The following is an 18,273-nucleotide window of genomic DNA, read 5'->3' as shown; positions in this document are numbered from 1 at the left end:
GATTGCGGGGGCGGGTGTCGCTCTTGTTGTACTGGTGGGCACAAATTAACCCTATGCAAGACAAACAACTCTCTACCGAGGAGCTGATCGCCCAGGATGTGGGCGCACGGCTCCCTGCTGGTGCCATGGGTGGCATCATCACCCTGCTGGCGCTGGCCTGGTCACTGTTCCAGCTCTGGATCGCCTCGCCGCTCCCCTTCATGCTCGGCTTTGGCGTGCTCAATGACACCGAAACCCGCTCCATTCACCTCACCTTTGCCCTGCTGCTGGCATTTCTGGTGTTTCCGGCGTTTCGCACCTCACCGCGAGATCGGGTCCCCTTTAGCGATATCGCCCTCGCCCTGATCGCGGCCGGCGCGGCCTCCTACCTCTTCGTGATGTATCAGGCACTGGCCCAGCGACCGGGCAACCTCACCACCGCCGATCTGGTGACGGCCTGTATCGGCATACCTTTGCTGCTCGAAGCGGCGCGTCGTGCGCTGGGGCCGGCGCTGGCGGTCATCGCCATCGTCTTTCTCACCTACAGTCTGGCGGGCTCCTGGATGCCGGGGCTGCTGGCCCACCGCGGAGTGAGCTTCACTGCGCTGGCCAACCACCAGTGGATCACCACCGAGGGGGTTTTTGGCATCGCCCTCGGCGTCTCCACCAGCTTCGTCTTCCTGTTCGTGCTGTTCGGCGCCTTGCTGGAGCGGGCTGGTGCCGGCCACTACTTCATCCAGCTCGCCTTCAGCCTGCTGGGTCACCTGCGCGGCGGCCCGGCCAAGGCGGCGGTAGTTGCCTCCGGCCTCACCGGCCTCATCTCCGGCTCCTCCATCGCCAACGTAGTCACTACCGGCACCTTCACCATTCCCATGATGAAGCGGGTGGGGTTCTCGAAAGAGAAGGCGGGCGCAGTTGAAGTGGCCTCCTCGGTCAACGGCCAGATCATGCCGCCAGTGATGGGGGCTGCGGCTTTCCTGATGGTCGAATACGTGGGCATCCCCTACGTGGAGATCATCAAGCACGCCTTTCTGCCTGCGGCCATCTCCTACATAGCGCTGCTCTACATCGTCCATCTGGAGGCGCTCAAGCTCGGCATGCAGCCCATCGGCAACCATCAGCCGAAACCCTGGCTGCACCGTCTGACCGGTTTTGCCTTTGGCGCGGCCCTCATCAGCGGACTGTCGATGGCGGTCTACTATGGCTTGGGCTGGCTCAAACCGGCGCTGGGCGACTATGCCCTGCCCGGTATCGGCCTGCTGCTGGCCATCGCCTATCTGGGTCTGCTGAAGATCGCAGCCAGCAATGATCCCCTGCCGACGGAAGATCCGGACAAGCCCCTTGAAGAGTTGCCCAACACCCGCACCGTGCTGCTCTCCGGCCTTCACTTCCTGCTGCCGGTCGTGGTGCTGGTGTGGTGCCTGATGGTGGAGCGCCTCTCGCCCGGCCTTTCCGCCTTCTGGGGTACCGTGATGCTGGTGATTATCCTGCTGACCCAGCGACCGCTGCTCAACTGGCTGCGCCGCGACGGCAAGCACGACTACGGCAACTTCAACGACGGCATTGTCGATCTGCGCGAGGGACTGGTTGCCGGTGCCCGCAACATGATCGGCATCGGTATTGCGACCGCTACGGCGGGGATCATAGTCGGTGCCGTCTCCCAGACCGGCGTCGGGCTGGTACTGGCGGATCTGGTGGAGATGCTCTCCATGGGCAATCTGCTGCTGATGCTGCTGCTGACCGCCCTGCTCAGCCTGATCCTCGGCATGGGGCTGCCGACCACTGCCAACTACATAGTGGTCTCCAGCCTGCTGGCGCCGGTAGTGGTGACGCTCGGGCAGCAGAACGGGCTGATCGTGCCGCTCATCGCGGTGCATCTGTTCGTCTTCTACTTCGGCATCATGGCGGATGTGACGCCACCGGTGGGTCTGGCTTCCTTTGCGGCAGCCGCCGTGTCAAAAGGGGATCCCATCCGTACCGGTCTCACCGCCTTTTACTACAGCCTGCGCACCGCAGCGCTGCCGTTCCTCTTCATCTTCAATACTGACCTGCTGCTCATCAACGTGGACTTCGCCCACGGGGTGCTGATCTTCATTGTGGCCACCATTGCCATGCTGATCTTCGCCGCGGCGACTCAGGGCTACTTTCTGGTGAAGAGCCGCTGGTACGAGAGCATCCTGCTGCTGCTGGTCGCCTTTACCCTGTTCCGCCCCGGCTTCTGGATGGATCTGGCCCACGATCCCTATCGCCAGACACCGCCTGCCCAGCTGGCCCGGACCATGGGCGAGGTGGAAGCGGAAAGTCCCCTGCGCGTCCGGGTCATGGGAGAGGATGCGGTCGGCAAGCCGCGCCAGTTCACCCTGCTGGTGCCCGTACCGGAAGGGGCCACGGGTGAAGAGCGGCTGGCCAATCTGGGGCTCACCCTCTATGAGCAGGATGGCAAGACGCTAATCGACAGCGTCGCCTTCGGCAGCCCGGCCGCCGCCATGGGGCTGGAGTTCGATCAGGAGATCCTGGCCGTCAAGGCGCCGACCGACCGCTGGCGCAAAGAGCTAATGTGGATCCCGGGCTTCCTGCTGTTTGGCGCCATCATCTGGCTACAGCGCCGCCGCGTGACGGTCAGCGCAGGCTGATGGATTCCCGCATCTGTATGAGAAACGAGAGAGGGCCGCGACAGCGGCCCTCTTTTTTGAAGCGCTGATACCAGGGGATAACCCCCGCCTTCAGCCAGAAAAAAAGTGGGGTGACATATCCATGTCACCCCCTCGCAAATAAGCATGTTCCATATTGGAATCCGGTCGTCGCGGGCGCCTCTCCGAACCTCCCGAAAGTTCGCTACCCATCAGAAGTCAGCGCCAGTTGCAGCGATACAAGTGGCCAGCAACCCGTTACAACCCTCTTCCACACGGCAGCAAGCCACCGTGTTTGTCCTTGCAACTGAAATATTACGCAGAAAAACAAAATAAAAAACGATTTTATGCCCAATCCATTCACATGTCGGTACAAAAAACAGCCTTATCACCACCATGAACTGGTTATAAAACAGTTAGATAGACTCGGTTATGGCTATTCACCCGCGATGTGCATCGGCAAAGGCCTACACGCCTTTGCGAGATCTCGCACAAAAAATGGTCAGCTCACAACCAGCGATGCAGTGGCAACCAGTCGCTGAGCCTGGCAACCAGACGCCGTGACCACCCTTCCGCTTTGCGTGGTTCACCCTGCCCTTGCCACTGCAACAACCACGCCTGCAACTGCTTGCAGATGGGCGCACACTCCAGCTGCAACATCAGTTCGGTATTGAGAAATAGCGAGCGGGGATCGAGGTTGAGGCTGCCAAACAGGGCGCGCTCCTCTCCCAACAGGATCAGCTTGGCGTGCAGGCTGCCTTGCCCTTCATCAAACTCGCACAACCGGATCCCCTGACGCAGCAACCAACCCCTGTGACGCTGGTAGGCTCCATGCACCAGCGGCACATCCGTGCTGGCCAACGAGTTGGTGAGGATCTCGATCACCACTCCCTGCCGACGCAACCGCTGCAAACGGCGCCGAAAACCGCCCGTGAGGATCAGATAGGGAGTCACCATGCGGAGCGTGGAAGGAGCCTCAGCCAACTGTCGCCAGAGCTGGCGAGCGGTCACCGGGCGGGAAACCAGCCCTTTGCCGGGGCGGTCAAACCAGACCTCGGCCCGACCGGTATGCCATGCAAGCGCAGGCTCGTTGCCGTCAAACAGGGAGGCAGGCAGATCATAAACGGCAGCGACCGCGGGATCCGCCATGGTGAGGAGGAAATCGTTGACCACACGAATTTCGGCGGGCTGCAATCTTCGGCGCAACAGATGACGGATAGGGTGGCTCCAGCGGCTCTGCCAGAACTGGGCGAAACCCGCCATCATCTGCTCGCAAATAGCCCCCTGACAGGCAAGATCGAGATCCACGAAAGGAGCTTCCGGATCCAGCCCGAAATAACGATCACCAATATTGCGGCCACCGATAAGCGCCAGCTTGCCATCCACCAGCAGCAGCTTGTTGTGCATCCGGTGATTGATGCGACGAAAGGTGAAGATCCCCTCCAGCAGCAGGGCCAGCGGCCGCCAGCCCCTTAACCAGAAGGGGTTGAACAGCCGCACTTCGATACCGGGACAGTGAGCCACCATCTCCAGAAAGCGGTTGTCCCCGGCATAGAGATCATCCACCAGCAGCTGTACCCTGACTCCGCGCCGGGCGGCATGGAGCAGCTCACCCAGCAGCAGCTTGCCACTGCTGTCCTCCTCCCAGCTGTAGTACTGCGCCTGGATCTGCTCGCGGGCGGAGCGGATCCAGTGGCAGCGCACCTTGAGCGCCAGGGCCGGGTCGTCGATCAGGGCAAAGGATCCGGGGATCATCTTGTCATCCTGCTGTCATGGCCAGGTGTCATAACGCAGCAAGCCTCTTCGTATATCGACACTTTGAGTATCTCGAAACAGGGAGTTGCTATGGAACTGCACGATACCCCTATGCTGCGCTATCTGGGCCAGCTCCACCAGCCGGATCAAACACCCGGCACCGAGTCGGCCCACTGGTTCTTGCTGCACAGGGATGGTGGCTGGCCGCTACCGACCACGCCGGAGGCTCAGCCGGTCAATCGGCTTATGGTTGAGCCGCTTCGATAGCCGCAGCCTTGCCCTCGATCTGGGGCAGGCTGAAGCGATAGCCAACATAGTACTTGTAGATAGTGCCGACATAGTTGATCGGCCCCTGCCCCACCTCGTTGGCCACCAGCTGATCCACGTTGCCGAACCAGACATTGGGATCCAGCCCCAGCCTGCCCGCCTTGTCCCGCAGGGCCTGAACCCGGTTCGGCCCGGCATTGTAGGCAGCAAGCGCAAAGAGGTGGCGGTTGAGCAGATCCAGATTGGGATCGTTGAAGTAGGTATCGAGGATCAGGCGCAAGTAGCGGCAGGCCGCCTCGACGTTGCCATCCAGCGTCGTCAGTCTGGCCCCCGTGATATTGACCTCGCGACCGGTGCTGGGCAGCAGCTGCATGATGCCGACAGCCCCCTTCTCGGAGCGGATAGCGGGGTTGAGACCGGACTCCTTGTATGCCAGCGCTGCCAGCATCAGCCAGTCCAGCTCGTACTGCTTGGCATACTTCTCCAGTACCTTGCGAATGGTTGCCAGCCGCCCCATGGGGTCAGGTGCCAGTATGTTGCTCATCTGGTCGCTGCGGGCCAGCAGGCGGCGCAGGGTCATGTCGCTATAGAGACTGTTGCGACTGGCCCCCGCCAGATAGCGGTTGACCGCTTTAAGGAGGTCGGGGCTGTTCTTGCGCAGCGCCCAGGCACTGGTGCCCTTGCTGCGCAGGGGGATCAGCTTGTGCGCCTTGAGGCCTGAGATCATCCCCCCCAGCCAGATCCGCCCCTTGTAGCTGTCGGTCACCGTCAGCGGAATGATGCCGGCCGCCACCATCTCCAGCAGATCGCCATCCTGCAGATACTCGGGCACTGTCTCGATATAGACAGGAGGCAGCCCCAGCTCGCGAAACAGCCAGTTGAGCTGGCGCAGACTCTCGCAATAGCTGGAGCTGGCGCGCACCCAGACCCGCCGGCCGGAGAGCTGGGTAATGCGGTTGAAGGCGGGTAGCGTATTCTGGCTGACCACCCACTCCTCGATGGAGGAGATCAGCGGCCGGGAGAAGGTCACCTGCTCGCGCCGGGTGGGAGTCACCGTCATATTGGCCGCCACCAGATCGCCGCGCCCCTCCGCCAGATAATCGAGCAGCTTGTCCTGCCGAACCGGGATATAGACCACCTTGAGCGGCACCTTCTCCCTGGCAAGATAGGTCTTGTTCAGCCAGCGCTCGAACCCTTGCAGCTGATTGACCAGAATGCCGTACTGGGCACCCTTGTCGAGGAAATAGAAGCCGCGCTCATAGACCACCAGAGCCCTGAGTTCGCGCTTTTGCAAAATGGATTCGAGATCCCCGGGTTGGGGAAGACGCTGAGGCTTGAGATCGGCCGCCAGCAGAGGGAGAGACCAGAGAGCCAGCAGGCCCCAGATCCAGTGCCGCATCATGATGTTGTCGCCTTCTGTTGGCCGACTCGCGCCGGGCAAAACCGTCTGTGGGATAGAGTAACTATAGAACGCAGACCCACAGCAGAAGGGTCAACACGGCAGGACTGGCCTGCCGCGTCATCAGAGGGCTCAGATAGAGCGGGCCCGCATTTCGAAGATCAGTTTTTCGGCGGTGCAGGTAAATTGCAGGCGGGCTTTCAGGATCACGCCGTTGGCGCCCTGGGTCAGTTCACTGCTGCTCTTGGCTTCGGCAGTCACCTGCTTGGCCAGAGCTTCATAGGCAGCCAGCTTGGCACGGGCATCAGCCTCGGCAGCGGCTTCGATCACCAGTTCCATCACATCATCGCCTTCACCGATGATGGTGCCGATCTCGGCAAAACAGCCACAGCTGTCGCAGGTTTCGTTCAGTTCAACTTTCTCGTCAACAGACATACTTTACTCCTACTGCTTATTTCGGATGATTTTCATCGTCACGCATGGCTTTACGAAAATCCCTGATGGCGGTTCCCAGATCCTCACCCGCACTGGCCAGACGCTTACTGCCAAACACCAGCACAACCACCAGCAAGAGGATCAACATGTGCCAGATATGAATTCCACCGAGTCCCATAGGGATGCTCCTCAAAGAGAGATATCTATCAGTTGTATCAAAACAGAGCGCAAGAATTGTTGGGCAAAATCAAGGCGGGTGCAAGTGAGCAAATAAATCACTACAAAAAATAGGGCGACCCGAAGGTCGCCATATTGATTGTGCTACGTGTCCCCTCAACCGCTACATCCTGTACCAGTGGCTCATCCGAGCCAGAGACAAATTGAGGATAAGATCGCCAAGATATGAAAACAAATGGTATAAATTCATCTTAGAATTGAAGAGGATTCATATCGTGCTGCTGGAACAACTGGGTCGCATCGACCTCAATTTGCTGATTATCCTGCAGGTTCTGCTGGAGGAGCGCAACGGCAGCAAGGCGGCCAGACGACTGCATTTGAGTCAGTCCGCCGTCAGCAAGGCGCTCGGCCGACTGCGGGAAACCTTCGACGATCCCCTCTTTATCCGCTCCGCTTACGGGCTGGAACCGACCCCCCGCGCACTGGTGCTGCAACAGCAGCTGCAACCCATCCTGCTGTCGCTGGACAACCTGATCCAGCCGCCGGAGTTCGACCCCGCCAACTCGGATCGGGAGTTTGTCATCGCCAGCATGGACAGCGCCTTCACCCTGTTTGCCCCGCTCTACCTGAGCGAGCTGAAGCGACAGGCCCCCAGATTGCGGCTGCGCTATGAGGAGTGGACCGAGCACAGCCTGACCGAGATGAGTCAGGGACAGGTGGATATCGCCTTCACGGTGCGGGAGAACTGTATCGACTCCGACTACCGCCTCGATACCCTGCCTGGCAGCATCTGCCAGCGACTGCTCGCCATCGATGGCCTCACCTGTCTGGTGCAACAGCACCACCCCGCCCTGCAGGAGCCACGCTGGGATCTCGACCACTACCTCAGCTATCCCCATGTCCAGACCTACTGCGAAGGGCGGGATCGCTGGATGCTGGATCACAAGCTGGCAGAGCACGATCTCTACCGGCGTATCGAGGCGAGTGTTCCCTCATTCGAAGCAGCGCTGCGGATGGGTATGCACTCCGATATGATCGTCACCCTATCCAAGCTCTATGCCCGTCACGCGACCCAGGTCTACCCACTGTTGCAACTGCCGCTGCCCATCGAGCTGGACAGCATCTCGCACCTGCTTATCTGGCATCAGCGTCATGAGGAAGATCCCGGCCATCGCTGGCTGCGGGAAACTCTGCTGACCCTGATCCTGAGTCAGCTGGAGTCACGCGCCGATCAAGGCGCGCCCGTTACCTGCAAGTAGTGGTGAACCCCGTCCAGCAGCATCTGGACCGAGATCATCACCAGCAGCATCCCCATCAGCCGCTCCACCGCAGTGAGTCCACGCTCACCCAGCAGCTTGTTGAATACCTCGTAGAACATCAGGATCACCGCGCTGGCGGCCCATGCCATGAAGAGCGCCAGCGACCAGTCCACCATGCGGGTGGGCTCCTGATTGGCCAGCAGCATCAAAGAGGCGAGGATCGAGGGGCCGGCGATCATCGGGATCGCCATCGGCACCAGGAAGGGCTCCTCGCCCGCCGCCAGTCCGGTCACGCCTCCTTCACTCGGGAAGATCATCTTGATGGCGATCAGGAACAGGATGATGCCGCCGGCAATGCTGACCGCTTCCTGTCGCAGGTTGAGGAAGCCGAGGATCTGCTGACCGACAAAGAGGAAGAGCATCATGATGGCCAGCGAGAAGAGCAGCTCGCGGATCATCACCTTGCGCCGCCGCTTGGGATCGATATGGCGCAGGATGGAGAGGAAGACCGGCAGGTTGCCCAGCGGGTCCATAATCAGAAACAGCATGACTGCGGCAGAGAAAGTATCCATACAACGCCCGGGCTACGCCTTGAATTGGGAATGGGAGGGGGCGAAATATAGCAAAGGGCGAGAAGTTGAGCGAGCGCCATCACGCGCTCGCCAAGGGGGTTATCCGTGATTGCAGATCTTGTCGGCACGGGTCTGGAAACCCTCGCCTGCTTCGATGAACTTGCCGCGAGCGGCCAGGAAGTCGATCAGCGCTTCGGCATCCATCTCGCTGGCGCTGCAGGTATGAAAACGGGCATCGGCACCGAACCGCTGTGCCATCGCCTGCTTGAGGCTGGCACGGGTAAATTGACCATCCTGTTCCAGCATCATCTCCATCACTTCGTGACCATGTACCGATTGCGACATCTTGCACCTCAATAATGAACATATTTAATGTCAATTAAATCCTCTCCCGTCAGGAGGGATCTTGATATAGGCCAATAAATAACGGATTACCCTGCTGCGAGAGTGGCCAGCGACGCCGCTTTGTCGATAATGTGGCAACCCACTGCAGGGATCGCTACACTAGCGCCCCATTTTTGGTCACCGCAGACATTTGATAAGGATATTGGCGCCATGCTGTTCCATGGAGAGGCAAGCAAACCCTGGCAGATCTGGACCCGTCGCCCGCTCTGGCTGAAGACCCTGATCGGCATGCTGACCGGGGTCGCCCTTGGCGTCGGCTTCGAGGAGCAGGCTCAGCTGCTCAAACCCATCGGCGTGCTCTTCGTCAACACCATCCAGATGCTGATGGTGCCCCTGATCTTCTGCTCGGTTATCGCCGGCCTCACCTCACTGCTCAAGGGCAAGGCGCTCGACCGCATCGGGATCAAGGCGAGCTGCCTTTACCTCTGCTCCACCGCCATCGCCATCTGCATCGGCCTGATGATGGGCTGGCTGCTGGAACCCGGCATGGGTGCCGACATGGGCCCCTACCAACGACCCGGCATGACCACACCACCGACTCTGGCCAGCGTGCTGAGCCATCTGGTGCCGAGCAATCCGGTCGAGGCGATGGTGGACAGCAAGATCCTGCAGGTGATCGTCTTTGCGGTGGCACTGGCCGTAGCACTCAATGCCTGTGGCCGCCGCGGTCGCCCCGCTATCCTCTTCTTCACCTCGCTGGCGGAGGGGATGTTCAAGCTGACCCAGATGGTGATGGCGCTGGCCCCGTACGGCGTCTGTGCCCTGATGGCCTGGATGACCAGCAAATATGGCATCGACCTGCTGCTGCCCCTGCTCAAGGTAATCGGCGCCGTCTATCTCGGCTGTCTGCTCCATGTACTCGGGGTCTACAGCACCCTGCTGCTCCTGTTGGCGCGGCTCAATCCGATCCACTACTTCAAGAGCATCGTCGATGCCCAGGCAGTGGCCTTCACCAGCAGCTCCAGCAGCAGCACCCTGCCCATCAGCCTCGCCTGCGCCGAGAAGCGGCTCGGGGTCTCACCCGCCATCACCGCCAAGGTGCTGCCCATCGGCGCCACCATCAACATGGATGGCACGGCGCTCTATCAGGGGGTCACAGCCCTGTTTGTGGCACAGGCATTTGGGGTGGATCTGCATCTGGTGGACTACCTGACCATCATCAGCATCGCCACCCTGGCCAGTATCGGCACCGCAGGCACTCCGGGCACCGGGCTGATGCTGCTGACGCTCACGCTGACCGCGGTCGGACTGCCGCTGGAAGGGGTTGCACTGATTGCGGGGATTGACCGGGTGCTCGACATGGCGCGCACCGCGGTCAACGTCTCGGGGGATATTCTGGTTTCCGTACTGATCGCCCGCAGCGAAAACGAGCTGGATCTGGCGACCTATCACGATGAACACGCCGGGGAAGATATCGACGTCCCCCTGCGCTAGGGAGGATCAGCTGTCGTGGGGATCGTGATGGCAGCGCCAGCACACTTCGAAGTTGGCGCCGTTCTCCTCCCCGCACTGACCGCACAGCCAGCCGTTACCCTGGCGCTGCTGATAGCGTTCGATCACCCGCCCTGCCTTGCTGCGATCCTCGGCGCGCACCATCAGGGTCACCTGCAGCAGATCCGCCGCCAGTTCGCCAAAGGCCCCTGACAGGCCGTCGCCATTGAGGCGTACCGGCACCCCTTCCGCCTCCAGCGCCCCCTTGAGAGCATGAGCCTCCAGAGTGTGAGAGGCGCGATAGAGATTGATCCAGTTATCCATAGCTCCCCCTTACAGCAGCTTGTCGATGCCGAACTCGGCCCCGTTCTCCACCATGAAATCGATGAACGCCCGCAATTTACGCGGCATAAGTTGTCGCTCCGGAAACAGCAGGTAGATCGACACCTTGGGTTGCTGCCACTCTGGCAGCACCGCGACCAGCTCGCCACTGGCCAGCTCCTCCTGACAGAGCATGGCCGGGATCGAGGCCAGTCCGAGACCCGCCTTCGCCGCCTCGCGGGCACAGGTAATATTATTGACCCGAAAACGGGAGGGAGGGTCAACCAGCACCTCTTTGCCATCCAGCTCGAAACACCAGTGGGAAGCGAGAAAGCCGTTGCTCACCGTCACCCGCTCATGGTTGGCCAGATCCTCCGGCCGCTTGATCGCCGGGCTGCGCGCCAGATAGGCCGGACTGGCACAGAGCAGCTTCCCGGTGCTCCAGAGGCGGCGCGCGGCCAGATTGGAATCGCTCATATCGCCGATCCGCACCACCGCATCCAGCCCTTCGCTGATGGGGTCAACCACCCGGTTGGTCAGCTCCAGCTCCACCTGCAGGCCGGGATAAGCCTGTAAAAACTTGGCGACCAGGCGCCCGACCACCAACTGACCCGTCTCGATGGGCACGGCCATCTTGAGAGTGCCGGTCACCTCTTGCTGGCTGGCGCTCAACATCAGCTCCGCTTCCGTCAATGCCTCCACCGCCTTGCTGCAGTGCCGGTAGTACTTCTCCCCCTCCTCGGTCAGGGTGAGCTGACGGGTGGAACGATAGAGCAGCCGCACCCCGAGCCGCTGTTCCAGCTCGGCAATCCGCCGGCTGACCATCGCCTTGGTCATGCCCAGCTCCTGGGCCGCGGCAGTAAACGAGCCCTTGTCGACAATTCGTACCAGAATTAACGCAGCATTGAGGTCCATTGTTGCACCTGTGAAACTGTATATCTCGTGAACCAATACTAATCGAAACAGTCGAGCAGTGTTAGCCTGCGCCCCTTACGTTCAGGAATCTCCAAAATGAGTCAACACAAGAAAATCCCTCTCCTGGCCGCCATGATCCTGGCCCTGCTCGCTCTCCTCTTCTCCGCCTACTGGTATCTCCACGGCCGCTATTTCGAGAGCACCGACAACGCCTATCTCCAGAGCGAGGTAACCGGGATCAGCTCCAAGCTGCCCGGCTATATCAGCGAAGTGCTGGTGACCGACAACCAGCCGGTCAAAGCGGGCCAGCTCATCGCCCGTCTCGATGATCGCGAATACAAGACCAAGGTCGCGGAGGCCGAGGCCGATCTGCGCCTCAATCAAGCAACCGCCGAGAATCTGGCCGCGACCCGCATCCAGCAGCTGAGCCTGATCCAGCAGGCCGAAGCCAAGGTTGCCTCCGCCAAGGCCGAGCAGCTGCGTGCCAGCCAGCAGGTAACCCGGATCAGCCAGCTCAACCAGCGCCACTACAGCTCGCAAGACAGTCTGGATGAAGTGCGGGCTGGTCTGCAGGTCAATCAGGCACAGGCACAAGAAGCCAAAGCGGCCTTGCAGGCAGCCCGCGAACGGCTGCTGGTGCTTGATGCCGAAGCCAAGCAGAACCAGGCCAAGCTCGCCTTGAGCGAAGCACAGCTGGAGCAGGCCAGACTGGAGCTCGGCTACACCGAACTGCGCGCACCGGCCGATGGCATCATCGGCAAGCGCAGCCTGCGGGAGGGGCTCTACGTCCAGTCCGGCATGCAGGTCGCCAGTCTGGTGCCGCTGCAGCAGGTGTGGGTCGAGGCCAACTTCAAGGAGACCCAGCTCGCCCATATGCAGCCCGGCCAGAAGGTCGAAGTGGTGCTTGATGCCTATCCGGATCAGCCGGTCGAGGGGGTCATCGACAGTCTGGCGCCAGCCACCGGTGCCAAGTTCGCCCTGCTGCCACCGGAGAACGCCACCGGCAACTTCACCAAGATTGTGCAGCGGGTACCGGTCAAAATCCGTATCCCAGAGCCGGGTCAGCTCGCCGGCAAGCTGCTGCCGGGCCTCTCCAGCGAAGTGACGGTAGATACCCGTACTCCTGATGCCATGACGGCCGCCAACTGATGGAACCCATTCCACGTCGCCACTGGATCGCGGTCATCGGCGGCCTTATCGGCGCCTTCATGGCCATCCTCGATATCCAGATAACCAACGCCTCCCTGAAGGACATTCAGGGGGCGCTCTCTGCCACCCTGAGCGAAAGCTCCTGGATCTCCACCTCCTATCTGGTGGCGGAGATGATCGCCATCCCCTTGAGTGGCTGGCTGAGCCGGGGGCTGAGCGTGCGCCGTTACCTGCTGTGGACCACGGGCGCCTTTATCGTCTCCTCTGTGCTCTGCTCCTTCAGCTGGAACCTCACCAGCATGATCGTCTTCCGGGCGATGCAGGGCTTCACCGGCGGGGCACTCATCCCGATGGCCTTCTCCCTCATCGTTACCCTGCTGCCGCTGCAGAAGCGGGCAACGGGCATGGCACTGTTCGGTCTCTGTGCCACCTTCGCCCCTGCCATCGGCCCAACCCTCGGCGGCTGGCTCACCGAGCAGATGTCGTGGCACTACATCTTCTATCTCAACGTCCCGCCGGGACTACTGGTGATGGCCATGCTGGCGCACGGGCTGGACAAGAAGGCGGTGGACTGGGAGGTGATCAAGCGGGTCGACCTTATCGGCATCGTCACCATGGCGCTCGGTCTGGGCGTGCTGGAGGTGGTGCTGGAGGAGGGTAACCGGGAGGACTGGTTCGGCTCGACCTTCATTGTGCGCCTGACCATCATCTCGGTCGTCTCACTGGTCTTCTTCGTCATCAGCCAGCTGCTGCGCCGCCACCCGCTGGTCAATCTGCGGCTGCTGCACAACCCGCGCTTCGCGCTGGCCTGCTTCGCCTATCTGATCCTCGGCATGGCGTTGATGGGCTCCATCTATGTGCTGCCGCTCTACATGACCCAGATCCACAACTACAACGCGCTGGAGATTGGCGAAGTGCTGATGTGGATGGGGCTGCCCCAGCTGCTGGTGCTGCCGCTGGTGCCCAAACTGACCCACAAGGTCGATCCGCGCTATCTGGTGAGCTTCGGCTTTCTCATCTTCGCCGTCAGCTGCTTTATGAACGTCAACATGAGTGCCGACTATGCCGGTCCGCAGCTCATTCAGTCGCTCATCGTGCGGGCGCTGGGGCAGCCCTTCATCATGGTGCCGCTCTCCCTGGTCGCCACCGCCAGTCTGAGTCATGACGAGGTGCCATCATCCTCCACCCTGCTCAACGTACTGCGCAACCTGGGGGGCGCCTTTGGTATCGCCATCATAGCGACCATGCTCGACAACGACACCCGCACCCATATGCTCCAGATCGGCAGTACCCTGCCTGCCAGCAGTATCGAGGGACAAACCTATCTGCTGCAGCTGGCCCAGAGCATGATGGCACAGGGTTCCGGCCCCGAGCTGGCCGAGCAGCAGGCCCACGCCATACTCGCCAACACCATCAACCGGGAAGCGGCCATCATGGCCTACAACCAGGTCTTCTACATCATGGGGATCTTCCTGCTGGTCGCCAGCGGTCTGATGCTGCTGCTCAAATCCCCCGCCCCGCGGGCAGCGGATGCCGAGCCGATAGAGGCGTAAAAAAGCAGCCGGGAAATAAAACGAAAAACGGGCCAACGCCCGTTTTTCTTTATCTGTTGCCTGCATTCAACTGCATGGCGTCATCCCGCCAGCGACCCCGCAATCAGGAACTGGGCGGCAAAGTAGCTGCTCATCACCCAGGCTCTGGCGTGGGGGAAGGGGCGGCGGAAACGATCGAGCGCCAACATGCTGTCGGAGAAGAGGAACATCAGGGCACCAGCCAACGCCGCCGCACTGCCCGCGGTGAGCGAAGCGTGCCAGGCACCGGCAGCCACCCAAGCCATGCCAATAATCACCAGCATGTAGCAGAAGACCGGGATCCGCATCTCTCCCAGCTTGCCCCACAACAGGCCAAACACCAGCGCGGCGATGAGCAGGAGCAGCAAGCCATCTACCAGATTGAGCACCAGCGGCCCCTGGGCAAAGCCGACTATGTAGCAGAGGTGCGCGACAAGAAATGCCGCCAGGCCCTGAATAAAGCGGTCGCTTGGCAGCATCAACAGCACATCGCCCGCCAGCGAGAGACAGAGGCCGAGCAGGATCCAGGCGTGGGAACCATCGTGGTCATAGCTCTGATAGCCAAACGCCAGCGCGATGATGAGCAGCATGGTCAGCGGCTTGCTGATATAGAACTGGCGGCTGTCTGAACCATAGGCGGCGCGGATGTGCCACCAACCGGAAGCGATGATCAAGAAACTCAATAACATGCCCTGCTCCTCACCCGTTGCTCGCTGTCATACGGCAACCGTTTTTATATCAGGGTGCAGGGTAACAAATTCCCCCACCGAGTGGCAGGGGGCGGATCAAAGGGTGAGACTAAGCCTAAAGTCTAATTGCCGCGCCAGACCATTCAGGGCATAAGAGACGGGTCTGGAGGATCACCATGGAAGAAGCTATGAAAAACTATCTGCCCGCCATCGATATCATGATGTGCCATCTGGGGATCAGCTTTGAGCAGGCGTGTGAGCAACTGGGGCTCAGCCAGCAGGAGCAGCAGGCTCTGGATCAGTTGCAGCAACAGCAGAGCCAAGCCAACTAGCCCTCCCGTTATTGGATATCATGATGTGCCATCTGGGGATCAGCTTTGAGCAGGCGTGCGAGCAACTGGGGCTCAGCCCGCTGGAACAACAGACCCTGAGCCAGCTGCAAGAGCAGGATCACCCCGAATAAGCCGAGATGCTGGCGCCAAACCGGCGCGCAGGATCCACCAAAGAGAAGACCGCCGAGTGGCGGTCTTCTCTTTTCTGCTTGTTTACACTGGGGCTCTGGCAATACCTGCCAGCAAGCGACTCCAGTTGCGTTTGCTGGCGATGAAACCATCCCGCAAGGCGCGATATTCCAGCTGCACCTTGAGGCGGTCATAGCGCGCCAGCGCCTTGCGCTTGCGCAGCTCAAGCAGCCGCTTGCGACTGGCATAGTAGTGCTGCAACTGCTGACTCAGCTTGGCGTACTCCTCCTGCAGCAGTGCTTGCCACAGCTCGCGATCATCCTGTTTGACGAGCCTTGCCTGCGCCCGTTTGAGCTGCATCTCCAGCCTGGCCTGCTCGATGCGCTCCTCTGGCGATGAACGCAGATCTCTCGCCAGCCCGCACCATGAGGCAAACCGGATCAGCCATTTGGTCGGATCAAACTGCCACCACTGGATACCGTTGCGGTAATCGTTCTCGAACAGATGGTGAAAGTTGTGATACCCCTCGCCGAAGGTGAAAAAGGCCAGGATGCCGTTGTCACGGGCGGTATTGCGATCCGTGTAGGGCTGGCTGCCCCAGATATGGGCCAGCGAGTTGATAAAGAAAGTGGTGTGGTGCGTCATCACCATCCGCAAGACGCCCGCCAGCAGCAACATGCCGAGCAGGTCTCCGTGGATCAGACCAAACAGCAGCGGCAGGCCCAGATTGGTCGCCAGCACCAGCGCCAGATAGTGGCGGTGCTGAAACATGACCACAGGGTTGTTCTGCAAATCCCGCACATTGCTGTAATCACCATATTGCTCCCCCTGATACTCCCGCAGCATCCAGCCGATATGGGAGTACCAGAAGCCACGCCCCGCGCTGTAGGGATCCTTGTCGTTGTCATCCACATGACGATGATGGCGGCGATGATCCGCCGACCAATGCAGCGCCGAGTTCTGCAACGCCAGCGCACCGCCGATGGCAAACAGCCACTGCAACGCCGGATGAGCCTTGTAAGCCTTGTGCGACCAGAGGCGGTGATAGCCCGCCGTGATCGAGAGCCCGCTCAAACAGAACAGCAGCAGGAACGTAGCCCACTGCCAGAGATCGTAACCGTGGCTCATCCCATACCAGGGCACGGCAACCAGCGCCACCAGTCCGGAGAGAGAGAACAACAGGGTATTGGTGAGAATAATCGGGGGTCTAGCCATCTTCTTGCATCCTTTCAGCGAACAGCTGTTAGCCATTTTCCATGGCGACTTCACCAGGGTCAATGGTAAAAAAGTAGGATACAAACCTGATCCTGAGGCGCCTTCGGGTTATCATTTGTCCTCGTTAAGCTGAAGGTGACTGATTTCGTGGGTATTCGCGCTCAACAAAAAGAAAAAACCCGGCGTACATTGATCGATGCTGCATTCAGCCAACTGTGCGCCAACCGGAGTTTCTCCAATCTCAGCCTGCGGGAAGTGGCTCGTGAAGCGGGCATCGCCCCCACCTCCTTCTATCGCCATTTTCGCGATATGGAAGAGTTGGGCCTAACCCTGGTCGATGAGGGCGGTCTGACTCTGCGTCAGCTGATGCGCCAGGCACGCCAGCGCATTGCCGGTGGCGGCAGCGTCATCAGCACCTCGGTGCAGACCTTCATGGAGTTCGTCGAGAACAACCCCAACGTCTTCCGGCTGTTGCTGCGAGAGCGCTCCGGCACCTCGGCCGCATTTCGTCAGGCTGTCGCTCGCGAGATCCAGCACTTTATTGCCGAGCTGACCGATTATCTGGAGGCCACCACCCAGGCACCGCGGGAAGATGCCTATATCCAGGCCGAGGCCATGGTTACCATCGTATTCAGCGCCGGTGCCGATGCGCTCGACATGACCAGTGAAGAGTGCCGGGCACTCTCCGATCGCACTATTCGCCAACTGCGGATGATTGCCATGGGCGCCGAGGTACAGAACCAGAAGCGCCGTGAACCTCACCCATGACCACAGGACGGAGAACGATATGACTGAACAGCTTGTGATCCCCAAAAAACCGCTCGCCATGGCGATGCTGATCGGCATCTGTGGCGATGCGTCTCTGGCGGTGCTGACCAACGCGGTCGTACCCTTCTCCTTCTTCCCGCTGATCGCTCTCTGGCTGGCTGCCTATCAGCTGTTCCAGCACTATCGCCACGAACCCATGGTGGGCAATACCCCCATCTGCACCCTGCTCTGCTTCTTTATCGGCGCCTTCGGTCACTCGGCCCTGCTCAAGGTGCAATACCCGGAGCTTGGCAGCAACTTCTTCTCCCTGATCATGATGTTACTGTTGCTGGCGGTACTCTCCATCAAGCTGGGTCTAAGCATCGGCAAGAAAGAGAAACCCTGATTAGTCGACAAAGTGGTCGCAATCGCTTGATAGATAAAGAAAAGAGGCCTTCCCAACGGGAAGGCCTCTTTGTTTGCGCTACGCAGATTTATCAGGCATGACCACGCCGAGCAAACGCAGCATGGTAACCCTTGCCAGGCGACTCGGCTTTACCATTGATGTCCAGATGGAGGAGGGGGTGGTCAATATGGCCCTTCTCTGTGGGGCTGGAGTCCGGTGATGGGGATGGGTGGCTGCGAGTAATCCAGTACCAATGGTTGCGAATCATCCGGAAAAATGACCGCAATTACATACCAAAAGGAGGGAATAGCGGGCCTGTCAGCGGCCCTCCCTTAGGCAAGAGCCACTGTTCAGTGGCCTCTGGACGCTGAAAACACCAAAGCCCGGTCTGATAACCGGGCTTTGGTGTCTATTCAGGCGTGCAACGCTGTGGCCAACAGGCAAATCGCCCATAGCAAAAAGGCCTTCCCAATCGGGAAGGCCTTCTATT

At 60.2% G+C, this 18,273-nt stretch carries 19 protein-coding genes; 9 read left to right on the top strand and 10 right to left on the bottom strand.

Annotation, left to right across the window (positions count from 1 at the left end; all coding sequences use genetic code 11):
• Positions 1-53: 53 nt before the first annotated feature.
• Entirely contained in the window at positions 54-2,612 is a 2,559-nt protein-coding gene (locus AACR93_RS12470) for a TRAP transporter permease (protein WP_043850992.1), read from the top strand.
• Between the two features lie 504 nt (positions 2,613-3,116).
• Here AACR93_RS12470 and AACR93_RS12465 read toward each other — a convergent pair.
• Positions 3,117-4,364: a phospholipase D family protein gene (locus AACR93_RS12465; protein WP_043850991.1), complete on the bottom strand. Its 1,248-nt coding sequence runs from the start codon at positions 4,362-4,364 to the stop codon at positions 3,117-3,119.
• A gap of 90 nt (positions 4,365-4,454) precedes the next feature.
• Here AACR93_RS12465 and AACR93_RS12460 point away from each other — a divergent pair, with 90 nt between their 5' ends.
• Positions 4,455-4,631, top strand: a complete 177-nt coding sequence (locus tag AACR93_RS12460) for a hypothetical protein (protein ID WP_197077957.1) — start codon at positions 4,455-4,457, stop codon at positions 4,629-4,631.
• Here AACR93_RS12460 and AACR93_RS12455 read toward each other — a convergent pair.
• From AACR93_RS12455 to tatA, 3 genes are all read right to left on the bottom strand, one after another.
• The gene (locus AACR93_RS12455) at positions 4,609-6,033 is read right to left on the bottom strand and encodes a lytic transglycosylase F (protein WP_043850990.1); all 1,425 of its coding nucleotides are present in this window, start codon (positions 6,031-6,033) and stop codon (positions 4,609-4,611) included. The genes AACR93_RS12460 and AACR93_RS12455 overlap by 23 nt on opposite strands.
• A gap of 129 nt (positions 6,034-6,162) precedes the next feature.
• Positions 6,163-6,465 carry a YfcZ/YiiS family protein gene (locus tag AACR93_RS12450; RefSeq protein WP_033112596.1) on the bottom strand — a complete coding sequence of 101 codons (303 nt, stop codon included), beginning with the start codon at positions 6,463-6,465 and terminating at the stop codon, positions 6,163-6,165.
• A gap of 16 nt (positions 6,466-6,481) precedes the next feature.
• A complete protein-coding gene (gene tatA / locus AACR93_RS12445; RefSeq protein ID WP_033112597.1) occupies positions 6,482-6,643 on the bottom strand; it encodes a twin-arginine translocase TatA/TatE family subunit in 162 nt (53 codons plus the stop codon).
• A 274-nt stretch (positions 6,644-6,917) separates the two neighbouring features.
• Between tatA and AACR93_RS12440 the strand changes: the two genes are divergently transcribed.
• Positions 6,918-7,901: a LysR substrate-binding domain-containing protein gene (locus AACR93_RS12440; protein ID WP_043850989.1), complete on the top strand. Its 984-nt coding sequence runs from the start codon at positions 6,918-6,920 to the stop codon at positions 7,899-7,901.
• Here AACR93_RS12440 and AACR93_RS12435 read toward each other — a convergent pair.
• Entirely contained in the window at positions 7,874-8,473 is a 600-nt protein-coding gene (locus tag AACR93_RS12435) for a YhgN family NAAT transporter (RefSeq protein ID WP_042032284.1), read from the bottom strand. The genes AACR93_RS12440 and AACR93_RS12435 overlap by 28 nt on opposite strands.
• A 99-nt stretch (positions 8,474-8,572) precedes the next feature.
• Entirely contained in the window at positions 8,573-8,818 is a 246-nt protein-coding gene (locus AACR93_RS12430) for a YecH family metal-binding protein (RefSeq protein ID WP_033112600.1), read from the bottom strand.
• Between the two features lie 210 nt (positions 8,819-9,028).
• On the opposite strand from AACR93_RS12430, the gene AACR93_RS12425 reads away from it, so the two are divergent.
• Positions 9,029-10,312 (top strand): dicarboxylate/amino acid:cation symporter, encoded by a 1,284-nt coding sequence (locus tag AACR93_RS12425; protein ID WP_041209590.1) that lies wholly within the window; start codon positions 9,029-9,031, stop codon positions 10,310-10,312.
• Positions 10,313-10,318: 6 nt separating this feature from the next.
• Here AACR93_RS12425 and AACR93_RS12420 read toward each other — a convergent pair whose 3' ends face one another.
• Positions 10,319-10,633 carry a putative signal transducing protein gene (locus AACR93_RS12420; RefSeq protein ID WP_033112602.1) on the bottom strand — a complete coding sequence of 105 codons (315 nt, stop codon included), beginning with the start codon at positions 10,631-10,633 and terminating at the stop codon, positions 10,319-10,321.
• Between the two features lie 9 nt (positions 10,634-10,642).
• Positions 10,643-11,545: a LysR family transcriptional regulator gene (locus AACR93_RS12415; protein WP_041209589.1), complete on the bottom strand. Its 903-nt coding sequence runs from the start codon at positions 11,543-11,545 to the stop codon at positions 10,643-10,645.
• Positions 11,546-11,641: 96 nt separating this feature from the next.
• On the opposite strand from AACR93_RS12415, the gene AACR93_RS12410 reads away from it, so the two are divergent.
• Together AACR93_RS12410 and AACR93_RS12405 are read left to right on the top strand one after the other, a co-directional pair.
• Positions 11,642-12,694, top strand: coding sequence for an HlyD family secretion protein (locus AACR93_RS12410; RefSeq protein WP_043850988.1), 1,053 nt, complete (start codon positions 11,642-11,644; stop codon positions 12,692-12,694).
• Positions 12,694-14,247, top strand: coding sequence for a DHA2 family efflux MFS transporter permease subunit (locus AACR93_RS12405; RefSeq protein ID WP_041209587.1), 1,554 nt, complete (start codon positions 12,694-12,696; stop codon positions 14,245-14,247). The genes AACR93_RS12410 and AACR93_RS12405 overlap by 1 nt, the downstream gene beginning before the upstream one ends.
• Positions 14,248-14,327: 80 nt before the next feature.
• On the opposite strand, the gene AACR93_RS12400 is transcribed toward AACR93_RS12405, so the two are convergent.
• On the bottom strand, positions 14,328-14,954 hold the full coding sequence (locus AACR93_RS12400) for a lysoplasmalogenase (protein ID WP_043850987.1): 627 nt from the start codon (positions 14,952-14,954) through the stop codon (positions 14,328-14,330).
• Between the two features lie 188 nt (positions 14,955-15,142).
• Here AACR93_RS12400 and AACR93_RS12395 point away from each other — a divergent pair, with 188 nt between their 5' ends.
• Positions 15,143-15,286, top strand: coding sequence for a hypothetical protein (locus AACR93_RS12395; protein ID WP_162182404.1), 144 nt, complete (start codon positions 15,143-15,145; stop codon positions 15,284-15,286).
• 213 nt (positions 15,287-15,499) lie between these two features.
• On the opposite strand, the gene AACR93_RS12390 is transcribed toward AACR93_RS12395, so the two are convergent.
• Positions 15,500-16,630 carry a fatty acid desaturase gene (locus tag AACR93_RS12390; RefSeq protein ID WP_043850986.1) on the bottom strand — a complete coding sequence of 377 codons (1,131 nt, stop codon included), beginning with the start codon at positions 16,628-16,630 and terminating at the stop codon, positions 15,500-15,502.
• Between the two features lie 147 nt (positions 16,631-16,777).
• On the opposite strand from AACR93_RS12390, the gene fabR reads away from it, so the two are divergent.
• Complete coding sequence (gene fabR / locus AACR93_RS12385) at positions 16,778-17,398, top strand: HTH-type transcriptional repressor FabR (protein WP_033112608.1); 621 nt, start codon at positions 16,778-16,780, stop codon at positions 17,396-17,398.
• A gap of 19 nt (positions 17,399-17,417) precedes the next feature.
• The gene (locus tag AACR93_RS12380; RefSeq protein WP_042032290.1) at positions 17,418-17,783 is read left to right on the top strand and encodes a YijD family membrane protein; all 366 of its coding nucleotides are present in this window, start codon (positions 17,418-17,420) and stop codon (positions 17,781-17,783) included.
• The last annotated feature ends 490 nt before the right edge of the window (positions 17,784-18,273 follow it).

The sequence above is a fragment of the Aeromonas sp. L_1B5_3 genome (assembly GCF_963866575.1).
GTDB classification, from domain to species: Bacteria; Pseudomonadota; Gammaproteobacteria; order Enterobacterales; family Aeromonadaceae; genus Aeromonas; species Aeromonas jandaei.
Note: the sequence above shows the minus strand (reverse complement) of the source record. Positions and strands in the feature narration are given on the sequence as shown.

Bases quoted from the DNA above. Each gene is read 5' to 3' on its own strand.
- AACR93_RS12470 (WP_043850992.1), top strand. From the start codon at position 54: ATGCAAGACAAACAACTCTCTACCGAGGAGCTGATCGCCCAGGATGTG.
- AACR93_RS12465 (WP_043850991.1), bottom strand. From the start codon at position 4,364: ATGATCCCCGGATCCTTTGCCCTGATCGACGACCCGGCCCTGGCGCTC.
- AACR93_RS12460 (WP_197077957.1), top strand. From the start codon at position 4,455: ATGGAACTGCACGATACCCCTATGCTGCGCTATCTGGGCCAGCTCCAC.
- AACR93_RS12455 (WP_043850990.1), bottom strand. From the start codon at position 6,033: ATGATGCGGCACTGGATCTGGGGCCTGCTGGCTCTCTGGTCTCTCCCT.
- AACR93_RS12450 (WP_033112596.1), bottom strand. From the start codon at position 6,465: ATGTCTGTTGACGAGAAAGTTGAACTGAACGAAACCTGCGACAGCTGT.
- tatA (WP_033112597.1), bottom strand. From the start codon at position 6,643: ATGGGACTCGGTGGAATTCATATCTGGCACATGTTGATCCTCTTGCTG.
- AACR93_RS12435 (WP_042032284.1), bottom strand. From the start codon at position 8,473: ATGGATACTTTCTCTGCCGCAGTCATGCTGTTTCTGATTATGGACCCG.
- AACR93_RS12430 (WP_033112600.1), bottom strand. From the start codon at position 8,818: ATGTCGCAATCGGTACATGGTCACGAAGTGATGGAGATGATGCTGGAA.
- AACR93_RS12425 (WP_041209590.1), top strand. From the start codon at position 9,029: ATGCTGTTCCATGGAGAGGCAAGCAAACCCTGGCAGATCTGGACCCGT.
- AACR93_RS12420 (WP_033112602.1), bottom strand. From the start codon at position 10,633: ATGGATAACTGGATCAATCTCTATCGCGCCTCTCACACTCTGGAGGCT.
- AACR93_RS12415 (WP_041209589.1), bottom strand. From the start codon at position 11,545: ATGGACCTCAATGCTGCGTTAATTCTGGTACGAATTGTCGACAAGGGC.
- AACR93_RS12410 (WP_043850988.1), top strand. From the start codon at position 11,642: ATGAGTCAACACAAGAAAATCCCTCTCCTGGCCGCCATGATCCTGGCC.
- AACR93_RS12405 (WP_041209587.1), top strand. From the start codon at position 12,694: ATGGAACCCATTCCACGTCGCCACTGGATCGCGGTCATCGGCGGCCTT.
- AACR93_RS12400 (WP_043850987.1), bottom strand. From the start codon at position 14,954: ATGTTATTGAGTTTCTTGATCATCGCTTCCGGTTGGTGGCACATCCGC.
- AACR93_RS12395 (WP_162182404.1), top strand. From the start codon at position 15,143: ATGAAAAACTATCTGCCCGCCATCGATATCATGATGTGCCATCTGGGG.
- AACR93_RS12390 (WP_043850986.1), bottom strand. From the start codon at position 16,630: ATGGCTAGACCCCCGATTATTCTCACCAATACCCTGTTGTTCTCTCTC.
- AACR93_RS12380 (WP_042032290.1), top strand. From the start codon at position 17,418: ATGACTGAACAGCTTGTGATCCCCAAAAAACCGCTCGCCATGGCGATG.